Origin of the sequence: Streptomyces griseicoloratus (assembly GCF_014534645.1) — a bacterium.
Lineage (GTDB): Bacteria > Actinomycetota > Actinomycetes > Streptomycetales > Streptomycetaceae > Streptomyces > Streptomyces griseicoloratus.
Genome location: NZ_JACVQF010000187.1, coordinates 66,724 through 82,883 on the forward strand (window position 1 = coordinate 66,724; position 16,160 = coordinate 82,883).

13 protein-coding genes and 3 pseudogenes are annotated in these 16,160 nt (G+C 68.8%); 5 read left to right on the plus strand and 11 right to left on the minus strand.

Annotation, left to right across the window (positions count from 1 at the left end):
- Positions 1-925: 925 nt before the first annotated feature.
- Both H0H10_RS14015 and H0H10_RS14020 read right to left on the minus strand, forming a co-directional pair.
- Positions 926-2,059: an NAD(P)/FAD-dependent oxidoreductase gene (locus tag H0H10_RS14015; protein ID WP_309141791.1), complete on the minus strand. Its 1,134-nt coding sequence runs from the start codon at positions 2,057-2,059 to the stop codon at positions 926-928.
- Positions 2,060-2,530: a hypothetical protein gene (locus H0H10_RS14020; protein WP_188181254.1), complete on the minus strand. Its 471-nt coding sequence runs from the start codon at positions 2,528-2,530 to the stop codon at positions 2,060-2,062.
- Positions 2,531-3,187: 657 nt separating this feature from the next.
- On the opposite strand from H0H10_RS14020, the gene H0H10_RS14025 reads away from it, so the two are divergent.
- Both H0H10_RS14025 and H0H10_RS41240 read left to right on the plus strand, forming a co-directional pair.
- The gene (locus H0H10_RS14025) at positions 3,188-3,832 is read left to right on the plus strand and encodes a hydrolase (RefSeq protein WP_188181255.1); all 645 of its coding nucleotides are present in this window, start codon (positions 3,188-3,190) and stop codon (positions 3,830-3,832) included.
- Positions 3,833-3,919: 87 nt separating this feature from the next.
- Positions 3,920-4,354 (plus strand): annotated as a pseudogene (locus H0H10_RS41240) (YceI family protein); the annotation flags it as partial.
- A gap of 412 nt (positions 4,355-4,766) precedes the next feature.
- On the opposite strand, the pseudogene H0H10_RS14030 reads toward H0H10_RS41240, so the two are convergent.
- The 5 genes and pseudogenes from H0H10_RS14030 to H0H10_RS14050 all read right to left on the minus strand — a co-directional run.
- Positions 4,767-4,862: pseudogene (locus H0H10_RS14030) on the minus strand (MoxR family ATPase); the annotation flags it as partial.
- A 317-nt stretch (positions 4,863-5,179) separates the two neighbouring features.
- A complete protein-coding gene (locus H0H10_RS14035; RefSeq protein WP_188181256.1) occupies positions 5,180-6,577 on the minus strand; it encodes an FAD-dependent monooxygenase in 1,398 nt (465 codons plus the stop codon).
- Complete coding sequence (locus H0H10_RS14040) at positions 6,570-7,757, minus strand: MAB_1171c family putative transporter (RefSeq protein ID WP_188181257.1); 1,188 nt, start codon at positions 7,755-7,757, stop codon at positions 6,570-6,572. Before H0H10_RS14040 ends, H0H10_RS14035 begins: the two co-directional genes overlap by 8 nt.
- Positions 7,754-8,365 carry a toxin gene (locus H0H10_RS14045; protein ID WP_188181258.1) on the minus strand — a complete coding sequence of 204 codons (612 nt, stop codon included), beginning with the start codon at positions 8,363-8,365 and terminating at the stop codon, positions 7,754-7,756. The genes H0H10_RS14040 and H0H10_RS14045 overlap by 4 nt, the downstream gene beginning before the upstream one ends.
- Entirely contained in the window at positions 8,362-8,979 is a 618-nt protein-coding gene (locus H0H10_RS14050) for a hypothetical protein (RefSeq protein ID WP_188181259.1), read from the minus strand. Before H0H10_RS14050 ends, H0H10_RS14045 begins: the two co-directional genes overlap by 4 nt.
- Positions 8,980-9,113: 134 nt before the next feature.
- Here H0H10_RS14050 and H0H10_RS39900 point away from each other — a divergent pair, with 134 nt between their 5' ends.
- Positions 9,114-9,581, plus strand: a complete 468-nt coding sequence (locus tag H0H10_RS39900) for an ATP-binding protein (protein ID WP_309141792.1) — start codon at positions 9,114-9,116, stop codon at positions 9,579-9,581.
- Here the strand turns inward: H0H10_RS39900 and H0H10_RS14060 are convergent.
- Positions 9,505-9,896 (minus strand): annotated as a pseudogene (locus H0H10_RS14060) (HIT family protein); the annotation flags it as partial. The gene H0H10_RS39900 and the pseudogene H0H10_RS14060 sit on opposite strands and share 77 nt — an antisense overlap.
- A gap of 81 nt (positions 9,897-9,977) precedes the next feature.
- Between H0H10_RS14060 and H0H10_RS14065 the strand changes: the two are divergent.
- On the plus strand, positions 9,978-10,190 hold the full coding sequence (locus H0H10_RS14065) for a hypothetical protein (protein WP_188181260.1): 213 nt from the start codon (positions 9,978-9,980) through the stop codon (positions 10,188-10,190).
- A gap of 327 nt (positions 10,191-10,517) precedes the next feature.
- On the opposite strand, the gene H0H10_RS14070 is transcribed toward H0H10_RS14065, so the two are convergent.
- From H0H10_RS14070 to H0H10_RS14080, 3 genes are all read right to left on the minus strand, one after another.
- A complete protein-coding gene (locus tag H0H10_RS14070) occupies positions 10,518-13,322 on the minus strand; it encodes a caspase, EACC1-associated type (protein ID WP_188181261.1) in 2,805 nt (934 codons plus the stop codon).
- 1 nt (position 13,323) lies between these two features.
- A complete protein-coding gene (locus H0H10_RS14075; protein WP_188181262.1) occupies positions 13,324-13,737 on the minus strand; it encodes an effector-associated constant component EACC1 in 414 nt (137 codons plus the stop codon).
- A gap of 327 nt (positions 13,738-14,064) precedes the next feature.
- Positions 14,065-14,292, minus strand: coding sequence for a DUF4291 family protein (locus H0H10_RS14080; protein ID WP_188181481.1), 228 nt, complete (start codon positions 14,290-14,292; stop codon positions 14,065-14,067).
- Between the two features lie 810 nt (positions 14,293-15,102).
- Here H0H10_RS14080 and H0H10_RS14085 point away from each other — a divergent pair.
- Positions 15,103-16,020, plus strand: coding sequence for an NADP-dependent oxidoreductase (locus H0H10_RS14085; RefSeq protein WP_188181263.1), 918 nt, complete (start codon positions 15,103-15,105; stop codon positions 16,018-16,020).
- Positions 16,021-16,160: the final 140 nt, after the last annotated feature.

Consider the following 16,160-nt stretch of genomic DNA (forward strand, 5'->3'; position numbering starts at 1 on the left):
TCCCAAGCCAGATCGCAAAGCCGACCGGAGCGGGCGACTGTCGCAAGCCATCCCGCTGACGTCCACCGGATGAGGGCCGGAACATCCGCGGCGTCCTGCTCCAGCGACTCAAAGGGCATGACGAGCAACTGCGGAAGCGCTTCTTCTGGCGTGTCGGCATCGAAACGGACCCGCGTGCCCCCAGGAGTTGTCAGGACCCACTGGGCCGGTTCCGTCCCCATGAGATGGGCCTCGCTCAAGCTCGCGCCGCAGGATCCGCCTGAGAGCGCCGCGCGTCGCACCATCGAGACGTTCCCCGACCTTCGAGCCAACCGACGTCCTGTCCGGCGGCTGGTTCGTCCTCGGTCTGGCCAGCGGGGACCGGCCCGTCGAGTACCCCCTGTGAGGACTTCCACGCCCGTGGTGACCTCTTCCCCCCGGGGAGTGGAGACGCTGGGCGCCGCCTGGACCCGGCACGCCGAGGGCACGGGCATGGAAGCTGCCCGAACTCGGTCTCAGGGCCAGGCGCCGTCTCGACGTCCTGCCCAAACCGACCGGCCCGACCGTGCCGATCGCCGTCGCGGGACATGCCCGGCAGTCCGCCGAGGGGATCGCCCGCAACGCGGACGCCTCGCTCAACTACCCGCGCCCGCTGGGGGCCCTGCGCCTCAGGGCACGGGAGTGGTGGGAGCTGACCGGCGACGCCCGCGGCCCCGATCCGGCTCGGCCTGCGCACCGGGAGCCGCGCCCTCGTCGAGCATCTGCACGCGATGGGTGAAGGCTTCGCCCGCATCTCGTTCACTCTCCGCCCGGGCGACCGGCCCGTCGAGGAGGTCCTCCACGAGCTCGCCGAGACGGCTGCCCCACTTCCCCTTCCCCCGGCACCACCACCGGGACGGGTGCGGCCAGCGTGCTCGCCTCCTGAGGAGGGCGGCGGAGGCCGGGTTCAGCGCAGCGGGTCATACGGCGACAGCTCGATCCCCGCGTCCATCCGCCGGGCGAGACGGGCCGCGATCGAGCCGGCGTACGGACCGACCGTGAGCCCGGACGCGCCGAGACCGTTGACGACGACCAGCCCGTCGATCTCCGGCACCGCCCCGAGCGACGGCCGGATGTCGGGGCCGACCGGGCGGAAGCCGACACGGGTCTCCGCGTGGGTGGCGCCGGCCAGTCCGGGAGCCACCGCCAGCGCTTCGGCGAGCACCTCCGCCAGTCCTGCCGCGGTCACCCGGTGGTCGAAGCCGGCGTCGTCCTCACGCGTCGCCCCGACCACGACCCGTGAGTCGTCGAAGGCCAGAAGGTAGTGGTGCGACTCGGGCAGCACCACGGGCCAGTCCGCAGTCCGCGCCCCCGGCAGCCGCAGGTGCACGATCTGGCCGCGCTGGGGCGCGACGCGCACCCGGACGCCGAGGGGTTCGAGCAGGCGCGGCGACCAGGCGCCGGCTGCCGCGATCACGGCGTCCGCGCCGACGAACTCGTCCCCGACCCGCACGCCGCGCACGGCACCGTCGGCGTCGATCGCGGCCGTTCCTTCCATCAGGCGTGCCCCGTGCCGGACCGCGGCGCGGGTCATCGCGTCACGGACCGAGCGGCCGTCCAGGCGTGCCGCTCCCGGGATGTGGATCGCCGGGCCGTCGTGCGCGAGTGGCGGGAAGAGGTGACGGGCCCGGCGAGCGCTGACGAGCTCTACCTCGCCTGCCGACGGGGACTTCGCGGTACGCTCGGCCACGTCCCGCAGCCTTTCGGTGGCTTCGGCCTCGCTGACCAGACACAGGGCACCCACCTGCCGATACCCGAGGTCGGTCTCCCCGTCTGCGGCCAGCGCCGCCAGCAGCTCCTGGTAGTGCTCGGCTCCGGCCAACGCGATCCGGTACCAGTCCTCGTCGTCCGTCCGGGACGACCACGGGCAGACGATGCCCGCGCCGGCCGATGTCGCGCGTCCGGGCACCCGCGAGTCCACCATGACCACGTCCACGCCGTTGCGGGCGAGGTCATAGCCCGCTGCCGCACCGGCGATCCCGCAGCCGACGACGACTACACGCATCTTCTGCTCCTGTTCGTCCGTCTGACGTGCTGTCACCTACGGGCTCATCATGGCCGCATCGCTAGCGGCGCAGTAGCGGGCCTCGGGTCGCGGGTCCCGGTGCGAGACCGGGCCGTGGCCGGGTGTGTCACGGGCGCGAGTGTCCTCTCTGCCGCGGCCACTCGCGCCCTGAGCGGCTCCCGCCGACGGGTCCCGAGCGCCGCGGTCGCGACGGTCGTGATCGAGAGGGTGAGGATCAGCGTGGACTTGCGCCCGATGCGGTCCCCGAGGTGCCCCGGCGACGAACGCGCCGATCGGGCGGGCCGGGAAGCCCACACCGAACGTGGCGAGCGAGACGATCTGGCCGATGCCGGGAGCGAGGTCCGGGAAGAACAGATGCCCGAACACGAGCGCCGCGGCGACGCCGTAGATCATGTACTCGTACCACTCGACGATCGCGCCGATGGTGCCGGACTGCAGGGATCGGCGTCTGATCTGCTCCGGTGTGAGGGTGGCGGCGGTGGCCATGGGATCTCCGCTGACCGGGGACGAAGCGGGGGAACGGGGACGGTACGGGGACAGTCCGAGGACGTGCGGGGAGGGGGCGGGGCGGCCGTTGTCCCGCCGGGCGGGGTCAGGCGCCGGGTGTCGCATGCCCGGGGGTCTCCCCGGGATACTCCGGACGGGTCGGCATTCCACTCACCGCAACCACGGGGGATGCTCACCCGCGCTGTGGCGTACGCCTGGGCCCGAAAGTCCATCACCACGTTTCAAGCAAGACGCGCACAGCAGCGGATTTGTCCGATGCTGGTGCGGGTAACGCTCCTGTTGCCCGTCATCCCCTACGCGGAGCTCGCGGCAGGCCGCGGGGACCAACGCGTCGGCTCGGCCGAGAGCGGGGCGCAGGCACCGGGCCACGTCGACCCCGCGTTGCGGGACACGGTACCGGGTGGTCGAATCGAATCGTCTTGCGCATGCGCGGCTGCCGCCAGTCCAAGGAACGCACTGCGTGTCGGCGTGGGCCGTCTCGCACAACTGCTGTTCGGTAGGCCGTGGGTCTGCGGGCGTGCAGGACCGTTCGAGGCGCCGTCAGGTATGAGCATTTCGCCGATCACTTGCTCAGCAGTGCAGGTCCTGCCGACCGCCGTGGAGGCTGTGGTCGGCCAGCACGTCAGGGAGTACCAGGTGACCAGCGAACAGATCCGCGACCAGGAGACCGATGAACTGTTGACGCCGAGGAACGCCGCACTCGTCGTCATCGACTTCCAGCCGGTCCAGGTGAGCTCGATCGCCTCCATGGACCGGCAGTTGCTGGTCAACAATGTCGTCGGGCTGGCGAAGATCGGACGGGCCTACGGACTGCCGATCGTCCACTCGACGGTGAATGTCGAAACCGGACTCAATAAGCCCCCGATTCCGCAGCTCAGGCAGGTGCTCGACGGACTGCCGACCTACGACCGGACCTCGATCAACGCATGGGAGGACCGTGAGTTCGTCGAGGCGGTCAAGGCCACGGGGCGCCGGAAACTGATCATGGCAGCACTGTGGACGGAGGCCTGTCTGACATTTCCCACTCTCGATGCTCTGCGTGAAGGCTACGAGGTGTATCCCGTGGTAGACGCCGTGGGTGGCACATCCCTCACGGCGCACGAGGCCGCACTGCGCCGTGTCGAACAGGCAGGCGCACGACCGATCACCTGGACTCAGCTCCTGTGTGAGCTGCAACGCGACTGGTCCCGCCAGGAGACCCGCGATCAGTTCATGAAGTTGTTCATCGAGACCGGCGGCACAGCGGGACTGCAGTTCACCAACGACCTTGACCAACGCTGAACGGCGAGGGCGTCCGGCCGGCCGGCTGTCGCATAACTGAGTGGTTCTGCCTCGTTCGGCTGTTGCGAGGAGATGCGGTGCCACGGAATGGAAGATCGATCCAGCGCACTCGTACATCGACTTCAAGGTCCGCTACCTGGTGTCCGGCATCAGCGGGAAATTCACCGGCGTGACGGACAAGGTACAGACAACCGACGGCATCGAGAGCCCGGCACCAGAGCTGCTGGGCTTCGACGCCCGCTTCGAGGTCGCCGGCTTCAACACCGGTGTCCCCCTCGAGACCACCATGTCACCGGGCCCGACTTCCTGGACGCGACTGCCCACCCCGAAGCGGTGGTGCGAATGGTGGAGGTTCGACCGGACGTACCGGGCAGATACCTGCTCACCGTGGAACTCACCCTGCACGGCGTCTCCCGCCGGGTCGAACTGGCCACTGCCACTGCCGGACCGGCCACCGACATCTTCGGGATCACCCGGATAGGCGCATCCGCGTCCGGGTGGCTGCGGCGCAGTGACTTCGGCGTGACGGAATACCTGGGGTTCATCTCCTATGCGGTCGACCCACAGGGGCAGCACTGCGGTCGCGCTCGGTGCGGGCCCGGGGTGCGTACGGCGTGCGCCCGGTGCGGGGCCGGCACCAGCCTGCCGCTCCCTTTCCCTCGCGGGGCCGCGTACAGGGGGAACAGACGGTGCAGGGCAGCGTCCGGTGGCGGGTGCGCGCCCGGTTGTGCGGGATCGTCCGCGCCGGGGGCTCGTGGCTCACGCTGCTCGGAGGCCTGCCGTTGGGGGGGGGGCGGACGAGGCCGGACGTCGCGCCCATGGACCGACGTCGCCCGGCAAGTTCCGGGCGAGCCACAGGACGTCGAGGAGTTCCTCGTCGGCGAGGTCGACGCCGCTCCTGGCCAGGATCTCTCTCAGACGTCCGAACATGCCCTCATACCGCCCCGCCGAGTTGGTGCAGAACGGCGTCGAGCAGTCGGCCGGCGTCCAGATCGATGCCGCCTTTGCGCAGGAAGACCGCGTTGAGGAGCGGCATGCAATTCACTGCCTTCCGTGAATATCACTAGGGAATGGTGACTGCGGACCTTGCCATGTTCGGGCGGTGGCTCCTTGCGGCTGAACCTCTGCTGCGCAGTGGGCTGGTCTGGTACGGGCCAGTCTTCGTACTCAGTCGGTCGTCCACCGGCCGTGGCCCGGGCGACCGCCCAGGCCACGGCGGCAGTAACGGCTCGTCAGCGTCCACAAGTCGTCGTCTACGGCCGAGTACTCACAACATCACGAACAGCCCAACCACCAGACCGGGTCACGCCCGACCAGGCCGCTGCAACAAGAACGTGTCAGGAGCTCTTAGGGTTGGAGGATGGCGCGTTCGTCTTCGCTCAGCGGGGGTCCCTGTAGGTGGGGCTTTCGTGGCCCGAACAGCATGGGGATGAGCATGTCCCGGGAGAAGAGGCGGGTGGCCGGCTTCTCCATGCTCATCACGTCCAGAAGTGCGCCCATGGCGCGGGGGTTGCGAGCGCCGGTTTCCACTGCCTTGTCGACGAAGCGGGCCAGGTACCGCTCCAGGGGGGTGGGCGGGGTTTGCACAGCGCCGGGGTAGAAGGCGTCTTGGCCGACGGCGAGGTCCCAAGCTGCGGCGACGGGCCGGCCCGCAGCGCGTTGCAGGTGACGCGCTGTGCCGGGTGCGGTGACGCCCTTGGAGCGCAGGACGTCGCGGACGGCAATGGCGCCTTGGGCAGCGACGGTCAGGCCGTGACCGTAGACGGGATTGTATGCGGCGATTGCGTCGCCCATCACTAGGAAGCCGTCGGGCCAGCGCTTCATTTTCTCGAAGTAGCGGCGCCGGTTGGCGGTGCTCCGGGTGGTGGTGACGTCGCTGATGGGCTCGGCCTTATGCAGAAGCTGGCCGATGACGGGATCGCCGAAGCCGAGCGCGAAGGACACGAAAGTGTCCGGATCGGTGGTGGGTTCACCCCCGCGGGTACCGGCCAGGGTGACGAGCCACTGGTTGTTCTCGATGGGGAGGATGATCCCGCCTTGGCCGGGAGCCTTGGTGGGATTGGCCTGAATGTTGACGAGTGGGAAGCTGTCGCCAGCCCCGGCAGGGGCTTTGAACAGGCGGGTGGCGTAGGTGACGCCAGCGTTCACTTCTCGTTCGGTGACCTTGGGCAAGCCGAGACCCGTAAGCCACTGGGCTGCGTGGGAGCCGCGTCCGGAGGCGTCTACGACGAGGTCTGCTGGAAGGATGAAGTCCTGGTCGGCTCCACGGGCGTGCACGCCGGTGACATGTGTGGCGTCGCCTTCCAGGCCCAGTGCGGTGGTTTCCTGTCGGAGGGTGACGCGTTCGTGGTTGAGCACGCGTTCACGCAGAACGAAGTCGAGCAGGTCGCGGGAGCACACGAGGTTGCGATGGTGGGTGGCCAGGAAGCGGCGGAACCAGACCTCGTTGGGTGCACGCGAGATCATGTCGCCCATGATGCGGACCAGGCGGGCGCCCTGGGCGACGGCCGCGTCGGCAAATCCGGGCAGGATTTCGTTGAAGGCGTTGACGCCTCCGCTCCACACGAGGTGGGCGTGCCGTGTCTGCGGTACGCCGCGGCGTGGCTCTGAGCCGTCGGGGAGCCGGTCCCGCTCGATGATGGTGACGTCGGCGAATTCTGTGAGCACAGCTGCGGTGAGCAGGCCGGCTGCGCTGGCGCCTATGACGACCGCTGTCGGCCGGCGGGTGGAGGTGCTGTCAGGCATGCGTGTTCAAGCTTTCTGTCGTAGTTGCCCGCTGGCGGATGCAGTCGAGAGCACCAGGGCGGTAGAGCTCAGTGGAGATGGCGCTCAGATGCTCGTTGATGTGGATGCTGATCTGCGGCGGCTGGGGGATGCGGCGTGTTCTGCCTGCTTTGTAGCTGGCGATGGCGTCACGGACGGTGACTGCGCCGGCGATCGCTCGTGCCTTGGCCTCGGTCTGGGCGTGCGCTGCCTGTATGTACACCGTGCGGTACAGCTCGACGTCGAAGTAGGGATTAAGCAGCCGCAATGCGTCGTGGATGCGTTGCTGGCGCTGCAGGAGGCGAAGGTCTAGGGGGATCCAGAGACCGAAGCGGGTCGCTGCGGCGGCGGGTTCGAGCACCCGTAAAGCATGGTGCAGCCGTCGCAGCCGCAGGTATTCCCTCTGGTCACGAGCCAGGCGCTTCAGTGCAGGACCGGCCTGCGGAATGATGAACCCGACGGCCACCAGGGCGGCCTCTGTCAGGGCGAAGGGGGGTGCTGCCTTGGTACTGAGCCAGTCCCAGTCGGCGCCGCACCAGCGGGCCGTGACCGCGGTTAGTTTCGCAGCGTCGAACACCAGGCCGCTGGCAAACCCGATTTGAAGCAGGACGACTCCAGTCTTCAACCATGGGTTCTCCACCTCATGGAACCACTTCCACAGCATGTAGACGGCGGTGAGGCAAGAGGCCACATGCGCGACAAGGTAGAGCAGGATGTGCTCACGCATCCAGGGTGTGCTGGCGTAGTAGGTGTCCAGGTCGTAAATGCGCTCCTGGGGCGCGTCTGCCAGGACGAATGTCACCCACAGCGCGGCGATGATGCCGGCGTAGGTCCAGTAGATACGCCGGATCCTGCGACGCCGCCGTGGGGAGGGCGCCTCCCTCCATCTCATGATCATGGTCAGGCCAGTCGCGCACGACGCTGTGAGGAATGAGTACGCCCACGGTGCGGCGATGTTGGGCACACCGGTGAGCTCGTTGAGGCGCTTGATGTTGACCGGGATGATCACTACCAGAGCTGAGGTGGCCCAAAAGAGCAGGAGGGTGGTGGCCAGCACTTCCGGGTCACGCCAGGCGCGTAGGAAGGTAGGGAGCTTTAACAGCAACGCGGCCGCCAGCAGGACAGTGGGGACCGCGTAGGGAACGTGGAAGGAAAAGGTCATGACAGTATGCGGCCGCCGCGGCTGATGAGGGAGACGTTGATGCGTCCCTCGACTGTCGACTGGTTGAGGGGGCCTTCCGCATAGCGGCCCTTCATCCAGGTGCGGACCTCGCGGCCGAACAGGAGGCCGAAAGTTTCCGCGTCCACCTCGTGGTCGTCCACGGCGGCAGCCCGGGCGGCAACGGTGACCAGGGCGCCACGGGGTACCTCCTTGGAGGCAAGGATCTGCTCCACGGCCCGTTGGACGGCTTCGGGCACGTGGTCGGCGGCTAAGGCTCGCGCCGCGGCCGGCATTCCCGCCACGTGATGACCGCAGTCGTGCTGCTCCTCATGCCACAGCTCGTGCCCGAGGATGACCAACTGTGCCTCAGGGACCGTGTGTTCCTCGACCACGATGATGGATCGATCACCGCAGTCCAATCGCATGCCGGAGACTGGGATGTCAGGAGGAAAGGGCCGGAGGAGCAGCTCGATCGGCCGCTTGGTTCGGGTACTCATGGCACGGCAAAAGCCCTCCATCACCTCGCGCGGCTCGGCAGGGCGCTGGATGGTCCGGGCGGCCTCGCGCCCTAAGGCGGCCAGTAACGCCTTCATGGCCTTGGACGTCACTGGTCACGGCCTCCCCCTGGAGGCACGACCGAGCGTAGAACTCCCTCAAGGAGACGCTCCAGCTGCTCGCGTGTGAGGGAGCCATGCGCACGCAAGTCCGTGGCTCGTACTCCGTAACGGTCCATCAGCGCCAGCACCGGGTCGCCTCCCTCGGAACTCTGCAGCCTGTCCACAATGGGAAGCAGAACACGGTTGAGGGCCTCATCGGCTGGTGCCGTGAAGAAAGCCTCGCCTCCCTCGACGTCGAAGAACCGCACCAGCCCATGCAGGAATTCGACACTGGGCACCTTCTTGCCGTCACATACCAGGCGCGCCCAGACTTCGGAGACCCCGAGGCGCTCGGAGACGCGAGAGGCGAGGTCGGACATCCGGCTACCGGTGCGCCTGATGTGCGCGTGAGCAAGCGTTCTGATACGGCTTCGGACACGGTCGTTGACGCTGTCGGCGGGAAGCGTCGCTCCTCCGTGCAGTAGCGCACGGACCGATGCTTCTGGCAATGCCGTCTGCTCGGCCAGCTTCTCCGGGTCCAGGAGCACGGACTGGTCGAGTCCTTGCTCCTGGATGAGCGTATGGAGGCGCTGCAGCGTCTGAGACAGCGGTGGGACTGCTTCCACCCTTGCGCTCCAGGGACGTCGAGGGCCCAATGACTGTTGTGCACACGCCACTTTACGTGCTGGTCCACCGCACGCTCAATACGATCGTTAAATATCCGAAAACCATCGTTGACACCTAGTGATCAGTCGTAGCAGTGCCCCAGGGCGGCACAGGCGTTCTGCTCGATTGCCAAGCGGCCTTGCCCGGGTTGATCGCAGTCATCGCGGGTTCGCACGGTCACAAAGCGGCCCTCGAAGGCCGCTGGAAGACCTGCATGAACTTCTTTGCCGGACCGAAACTCCTGGTCATCGACGAACTCGGCTACCTCCCCCTGCCCGAGGACGGAGCCTCCGCCCTGTTCCAGGTGATCAACCAGAGGTATCTGAAATCTTCGACGATCTTGACGACGAACGTCGGGATCGCCGACTGGGCCGGCTCCTTCGGCGACGCCACGGTCGCCGCCGCGATGCTCGACAGGGGTGACGTCCACCGAACCGTCACTGATCACCGGGCCCGCCGACCTGACGGTCGGCGGGCCCGCGCCGTCAGTCCAACGAACGCAACCGGTGCCGTTCGCTGCCGATCGCATCCCGCAGCACATCGTGCTGCGGACCCAGTCTGAACCGCTCGTCACTCCACCGCTCACGCGGATACAGCCACACCGGCTTGCCCACCAGCTCGGCCGGCTCCCACGCGAACCGCGGCCAGACATGGGCATGCAAGAACGATCGGTGTTTCCCAGGAAAACCAGGTTGACCCGGCGGAAATCAGGGTCCAGCTGTCGACAGGCCCGCTCAACCGCCTCTCCGAGTAGGCCCATGTCGGACAGGAACGACAGTCGCTTGGCCCTCGGCAGATCAGACAGCCGCTGAACATTCAGTTCAGCCACGAGGAGGACCGAGTAGCCCGGCAGGAACTGAACGTCGCCGATCACCGCCTCCAGGCTGCTGGACGGCGCCCAGGGGACGGCCGGGGAATCCAGGGCGGTGGTTCAGGGCGCGCCCATCGGGACCGTGCCGTGGCCGTCGTCCTCGCCGAGCTCCGGCAGGCCGGCGGGTACCGGCGCGGCATGGCCGCACGCCTGGCACGCGAGCACGGCGGCGGTGAGCGCAGCTGGCAGCGCGCCATGACCGAAGCCCGCGCCCAGTACGAACACAGCCAGGACCAGGACCGCGGGGACGATGCGGGGACCGCGGGCACCGCCCAGCAGACGGCGCAGCCCACACCTTGACATCTCTGCCCGCGCGGCTGCGCCCCGCCGGCACCCAGGCCCCTGCTGGTGCGCCGGCTCGTACGGCGCGGAGCGCGGAGGCCCGCCGACGCGCAACACCACACAAGCTCACCCCGAACCCCCGGCCGCACACCGCACCCGCCCCACTGCCCGTCCCCTTCCCTCCCTTCCTCCTTGTTCTGGGCGAGTGCGGGGGTGTGCAGAGAGGGATGCCCGGCTCCACACCATGGCGGCGCGGGCATGGGGCCGGTCACGCCCCACCACCTCCGCTGAGGCGTGACCTCGGCGGCGGCAGAATGAGCCCCCGGAACGTCACCAGGTCAACGGTCAGATGGCGAGTTTCAGGACGGCCGCGCCTGCGGCTGTCATGAGGACGGCCAGCGTCCAAAAGGCCGTCCTTCTCCAGCAGGCGCGGCGCCGGGCGCGGCGTCCGCTGCGGAGGATGTAGTCGAGTTCATCGGCAGCGACGCCTTCGGGGTCGGCTGCCAGCCTCCGGTGGGCCTCGGCCAGCTCCGGCCCCCTGAGCAGGTGTGCGGGGTCACGCTGCTGGAGTTCCCAGCGCTTGCGCTGAGTTCGCAGCGTCTCATGCCAGAGACGGGAATCCCGGGACTCGGTGAGCCACTCCCTCAGTCTCGGCCACTCTCTGGTCAGTGCCTCGTGCGCCAGCTCGACGATCTCGTCCTCCTTTCTCGCGCCGCCCGGAGGGCGGGAGAGGACGACAAGCCTCGCTCCCGCCAGCATTCGTGCCGTGACGACGAGTTCGGGGGCCAGCTCCGCAGTCCGCACCGGCCGGCAGACGAAGGCTTCGCCGTCGCCGGGCCGGGTCAGGTGCACGAGCAGCCGTCGGACTCGAGCCAGCTGGTCCTCGGGCAGCAGGAGGAACACCTCCTCCGCGTGTACGGCGAAGGCACCCGCGACGCCACCGCAGGAGTTGTAGGCATCGTGAGTGAGCGCCGAGGGGGTACGGCGGTCCCAGAGCTCGGTGAGGACGTGCTGGACGAGCGACATCCGTCCGGGTGCTTCGCCCGCGTCGGCGAGGATCCGGTCCGGCAGTCCGGGCTCGAAACGCAGCGCCGGCACAGTGGCCAGCGGCGCCGTGATCGCCTGCTTCAGGTCGTCGGCGTTCAGCGGAGCGAGAAACTGCACCGTGGGAAGCCCGGAGTCCGGCAGGACGTCGAGGACCTCCGGGCGTCCTGCGGCCACGACCTTGAGCACGTTGCCCCGGTCCGCTTCGAACAGACGGTCCAGCAGACGGAACAAGTGGCGCACCGGTTCCGGGTCCTGCCCCGTGCACTCCTCCTCCAGCTGATCGACGAAGAGTACGTGCCCGGCGCCGTCCAGCCGGTCGAGGAACCGATCGTGCAGGTCGGCGCTCACATCGCCGTCGGCCTCCAGCAGGCTTTCCAGTTCCTCTGCCGGGTGGGGCCGTTCCGCACTGCCCGGTCTCAGCCTCAGCACATCGGCGAGCGTCCGGGCGAGAGCGGCGGCCGGTGGCTCCCCGGCGAGTCGCACCAGGGTGACGCCCAGGCCGTCGGCGCGCAGGAGGGGCAGTACCGCTGCCCGCAGCAGAGAAGTCTTCCCGCACCCCGACGGTCCGACCACCAGCGTCGACGGCTCTCGGCTGACGGTCGCGTACACGCGGTCGATGTCTGCCTCGCGGCCCTGGAAGAGCTCTACCTGGGTCTCCGAGAACGCCGCGAGCCCCGGGAACGGGCATGGTGGACGCAGCGTGAGGCTGTCGACCAGGTCGGCCGACGGCAGCAGGTACACGGTGTGTCCGCGGGGTTCCGCAGCCACTACCATCCCGACCACACCGCCCAGCGAGTCGTCCCAGACCGGAGCCCCGCCGTACCCGGGGCCGAGGGTCAGGCCTGATGCGTCCGCCTCCATCTGCAACAGGCCCGAGCCCTGCCGTGCGCGCAGGACACCGGCGGCCCACTGGCCGTGCTCTCTACGTGCGGGATAGCCGAAGGTGCGGCACGGGTGTCCCCATACGCCTGCCTCACCGACCAAGGGCACCGGCCGGGTGCCGGGTACCTGCGCGACGAGCCGGAGCAGAGCGACGTTCTTCTCCTCCCCGTCATGCCAGGACACGATGCCCGCCCGCACGCGGGGGCGGCCGTCGAGCAGCGGGAAATCGAGTCCGACCAGAGTGCCCGGGACCGGATCCGTGTGTGACGGCACTCCGAGGGCGTCCTGAACGACGTACGCGCACGTGCAGACCACATCGGCGGAGACGAGGAATCCCCCGCCCACCACCTCGCCGGTCGCGGAGAGCACCCGTACCAGCGAGGTCTGGAGGTCGGACACCGGATCGTGACCCAACGGCTGTGCATTCGCCGAACGTTCGCGACGTGCGGGCAGAGGGGACGGCTGTTTCGGCACGTAGGCACGGTTGCGGGCGATACAGATCTGTGCCGCCGCGTTACGGCTGTTCATCTGGGGCTCGGGACGTGAGGCGCCTTTGAGTCTGCTTCTCATCGCGTCGTACAACATGCTCATGCTCAGCAGTTCGTGAGGGCCTTCCACGCCCCTCTCAAGGAACTCGAGCAGCACACCGGTGAAGGCGGTGTATTTTTCACCCGGTACGGCGAGGGCCAGCGCCGTCTCCCGGGCCGCCGCGATCAGGCAGGTGCCGTCGACGTCGGCCTTGTGTACGAGGTTCGCCGCACCGCTGCCCATTGCACCGGCCATCGCCCGGGCGCTGTAGCAACAGTCGAGAAGCACCACCTTCCTTTTTGCGCGGCTGGAGCGGATATAGCGCTTGAGGGTGTCGTAGCGGATCGCCGAGTCGATGTGGTGGTCGTCCTTGCGTGACTCGGGCAGGGCCAGATACAGGTCGTTGCTGTCTTCCGGGTCGAGCAGCCCGTGCCCCGCGTAGTACACGACGAGTGTGTCGCTGGCTTCGGCCGCGGCCCGCTTCACCGCGGCCACGACCTGCCCCTCGCTCGACGGCTGGTCCAGCACCTCGACCCTGTCGCCCGGGACCCCCCACACGCCCACGTCGGTCAGCACCTCGCGCAGTCGTATCAAGTTGTCCCGTACGGCGGGGAGGTCTTCCAGTGCGGTGAAGCGACGGCAGCCGATGAGGACAACGTTCGAGGTGTCGGCTTCGGAGAGCGCCTCGGCCACGTCAGGTACCGGACGACGGGTCGCTGCCCGCGTCCTGCGACGAGTCCGGGCCCTGGGACGAGCCCGAGTCCGCGTCGCGGAGCGTCTCGATGAGCGAACGGATGACCTCGGGGTCATCGCTGTTCACCATGACGGGCACACCGTTCACCTCGATGCGTACGGCCGGCGGTGGTGAGGGCCGACTGGAGCGCCACGCCACCAAGGTGGTAACCAGGCTGCCCAGAGCGATCGAGTTGGACAACACGACGTTCACGATCTCCAGGGCGGAGCCGCCCATGCCGCCGGGAGGCGGGGGCTGGGCTCCGCCAAGAGACACGCGTGCCTGTCCGTAAAGGTCTCGCTCCTCGTGCAACCAGCGGAGCAGGGTCTCCGCTTCGCCGCCGACCACCTCGTCCACCGTCAGAACCAGCTCCATACGGCGTAGGTTATCGATCCCCGCCGTTCTCGGCGGCGCCCTCGCCTTCGCAGCTGCGGCCGAATTGCCGCAACATCGCCGCAGGGCCAAGAGTCCCATGGTAGAGCGGTCGGCCGCCGGTGGTCGGGGCCCATCTGCGCGGTGCCTCGGGGCGGATCCAAGAGTGCGCGGGCTGTCACGCGGTCCTCGTACGAACGTCTCGGACTGGGCTGACCGACAGCTGCCCGGGGCTGCCCCTCCGGGAAGGCCCGAGGGGGTACATCCCCCTGGCCTGATCCCCTCTTCCTTGATCACGTTTAAGAGGTCATCTCAATTGGTGGTGCTGACCTACCGGTGTAGATGGGCAAGAGCCTCGCCACTCACGGGGCAGGGACGTTCACGCGGCAGGAGTCGCCGGGCGACGTCCAGCTCTCCGTCTCGCACATGGGCGTGGCTCATGCGGGCCAGCGGTGTGACATCGGTTATGGAGACGATCCACTCGTCGGCATAGACCGGGACCACTCCCCGTCGGCGCCGCCCGTTCCCGCTAAGGAGTTTCTCCATGGCGGCGGACATGTCCGCTGGCGGGTCGGCGGTCTCCAGGGGCGCGGCGAGCGGTTTTTGGCGCTGCACCGGTCAGAGTGCACCCACGACGGATGTCGTGTGACGGTGCCAGCGGCCGCCTGTTGGGTTCGCCGTCTCACCCGTAGGAGTCTATTCGCCAGCGCTCGCCGCTGACCTGGAGTTTCAGGTGATCTGGCTCCTGTGGCGCGTTAATTGACTACGCTGCCCGCTCATATGCGGGGTGTGCCCCGCGAACTGCATGACCCGCAGTCCGGGATGCCCCGCCCGCTCTGAAGGGGCCGGGAGCACGAGCTGCAGGCCGTCTACGCCTACCTCAGCCCCAGGCTGGCAGACAGCCCGACCGACACCGCCGAGGCCATCGCCGCCCACGAAGGTCTGAACCTGGCCGCCGTACGGCGGCGCGCCGCCCGCTCCGCCGTGCCGCGGTCGCGCGCGGGCCGTGAGGACCGCCGTCGCGAGGGCCGGCGTTCGCTGGAGTCCTGTGCTTCACCATGCTCAGCCGCCAGGCCACGGCCCAGCTGCGTCCCCTGGCGAAGGCCTGGGCTCAGCTGGGGCTGTGGCCCGAGGGGATGCGGGGATGGATCGGCGCTGTCGGCGTGCCCCGGGGTCTGGACCGCCGCGCGCAGCCGTAGCCCTTGCCGGGCGCGGCCCGGCGGCCTCCCGTCGAGGACGTGACGGATGTGAGTCCCGACGGCTTCGGGACGGCCGGATCGGAGGTGCGTCGTCCCGGATCGCCCCGAGGGCGCCACGCCCTCATCCTGGAACGGTAGGGGCACTCGCTCGCTGCCGGAAGGAGGGGCGATGAGGGCCGTACGAACCCACGATCGTGATGCGGCCGTGGACAGCCTGGTTGTGGAGGAGGCACCGTACCCGTACGCGGGGGAGGGCGACGTCGTCGTACGGGTGCGTGCGGCCTGTTTCACCCCGGATGAGCTGGCCTGGCCGGCCACGTGGGTCGACCGGGCCGGCAGGGACCGAGCGCCCGTCATTCCGGGACACGAGCTGTCGGGCGAGGTGGCGGAGGTCGCGGTCGGCACGACCGGGCTTTCGGTCGGCCAGCGCGTCGTCGGTCTGACCGACTGGAACCGGGACGGCACTCTCGCGGAATACACGGCGGTGGAGGCCCGCAATCTGGCGCCACTGCCCGCGGGAATCGACCACGTGCAGGCGGCGGCTCTGCCGATGCCGGGCCTCACCGCCTGGCAGGGTCTCTTCGTACACGGAAGGTTGGAGGCAGGGCAGAGCGTGCTGGTGCACGGAGCGGGCGGCGGTGTGGGCATGGCCGCGACGCAGCTTGCCCGCGACGCCGGGGCGCGCGTGCTCGGGACGGGGCGCGAGGGGAGCCGGGACCGGGTGCTGGAGCTGGGTGCAGAGGTCTTCATCGACCTCGGACAACCGGCGTGGGAGGAGGCGGTGGGCCGAGTCGACCTCGTCTTCGACGCCATCGGCGGGGCGGTGCTCGACCGCTCTGCCGCCGTGCTCAGGCCCGGCGGCACCCTGGTGACCATCGCCCAGCCCCCCACCGTGCGTCCCGAGGACGGCCGGGCCATGTACTTCATCGTCGAACCCAACCGCGATCAACTCCTGGAGATCATCAGCAGGCACCGAGAGGGCCGGCTGCGCCCGTTGGTGGGTGCCGTCCATCCCCTGGACCGTGCCCCGGAGGCGTTCCGCGCGAAGAAGGGAACAGTCGGCAAGACCGTCGTCCAGGTCGCGTGAGCGCCGCGCAGCCTGCCACGGAACGATGTGGCCTCGCCGAGCTCGAGAACGGACCGGAGCGTCGCTGCGCAGTCGCACATCGTGTGTGCCTCGTTCCCCGGGCCCGTGGCGCGTGGTCGGACCTTCTCCGCCGCGCCCTG

Bases quoted from the DNA above. Each gene is read 5' to 3' on its own strand.
- H0H10_RS14020 (WP_188181254.1), bottom strand. From the start codon at position 2,530: ATGGCCACCGCCGCCACCCTCACACCGGAGCAGATCAGACGCCGATCC.
- H0H10_RS14035 (WP_188181256.1), bottom strand. From the start codon at position 6,577: ATGCCTGACAGCACCTCCACCCGCCGGCCGACAGCGGTCGTCATAGGC.
- H0H10_RS14040 (WP_188181257.1), bottom strand. From the start codon at position 7,757: ATGACCTTTTCCTTCCACGTTCCCTACGCGGTCCCCACTGTCCTGCTG.
- H0H10_RS14075 (WP_188181262.1), bottom strand. From the start codon at position 13,737: ATGGAGCTGGTTCTGACGGTGGACGAGGTGGTCGGCGGCGAAGCGGAG.
- H0H10_RS14080 (WP_188181481.1), bottom strand. From the start codon at position 14,292: ATGTCCGCCGCCATGGAGAAACTCCTTAGCGGGAACGGGCGGCGCCGA.
- H0H10_RS14085 (WP_188181263.1), top strand. From the start codon at position 15,103: ATGAGGGCCGTACGAACCCACGATCGTGATGCGGCCGTGGACAGCCTG.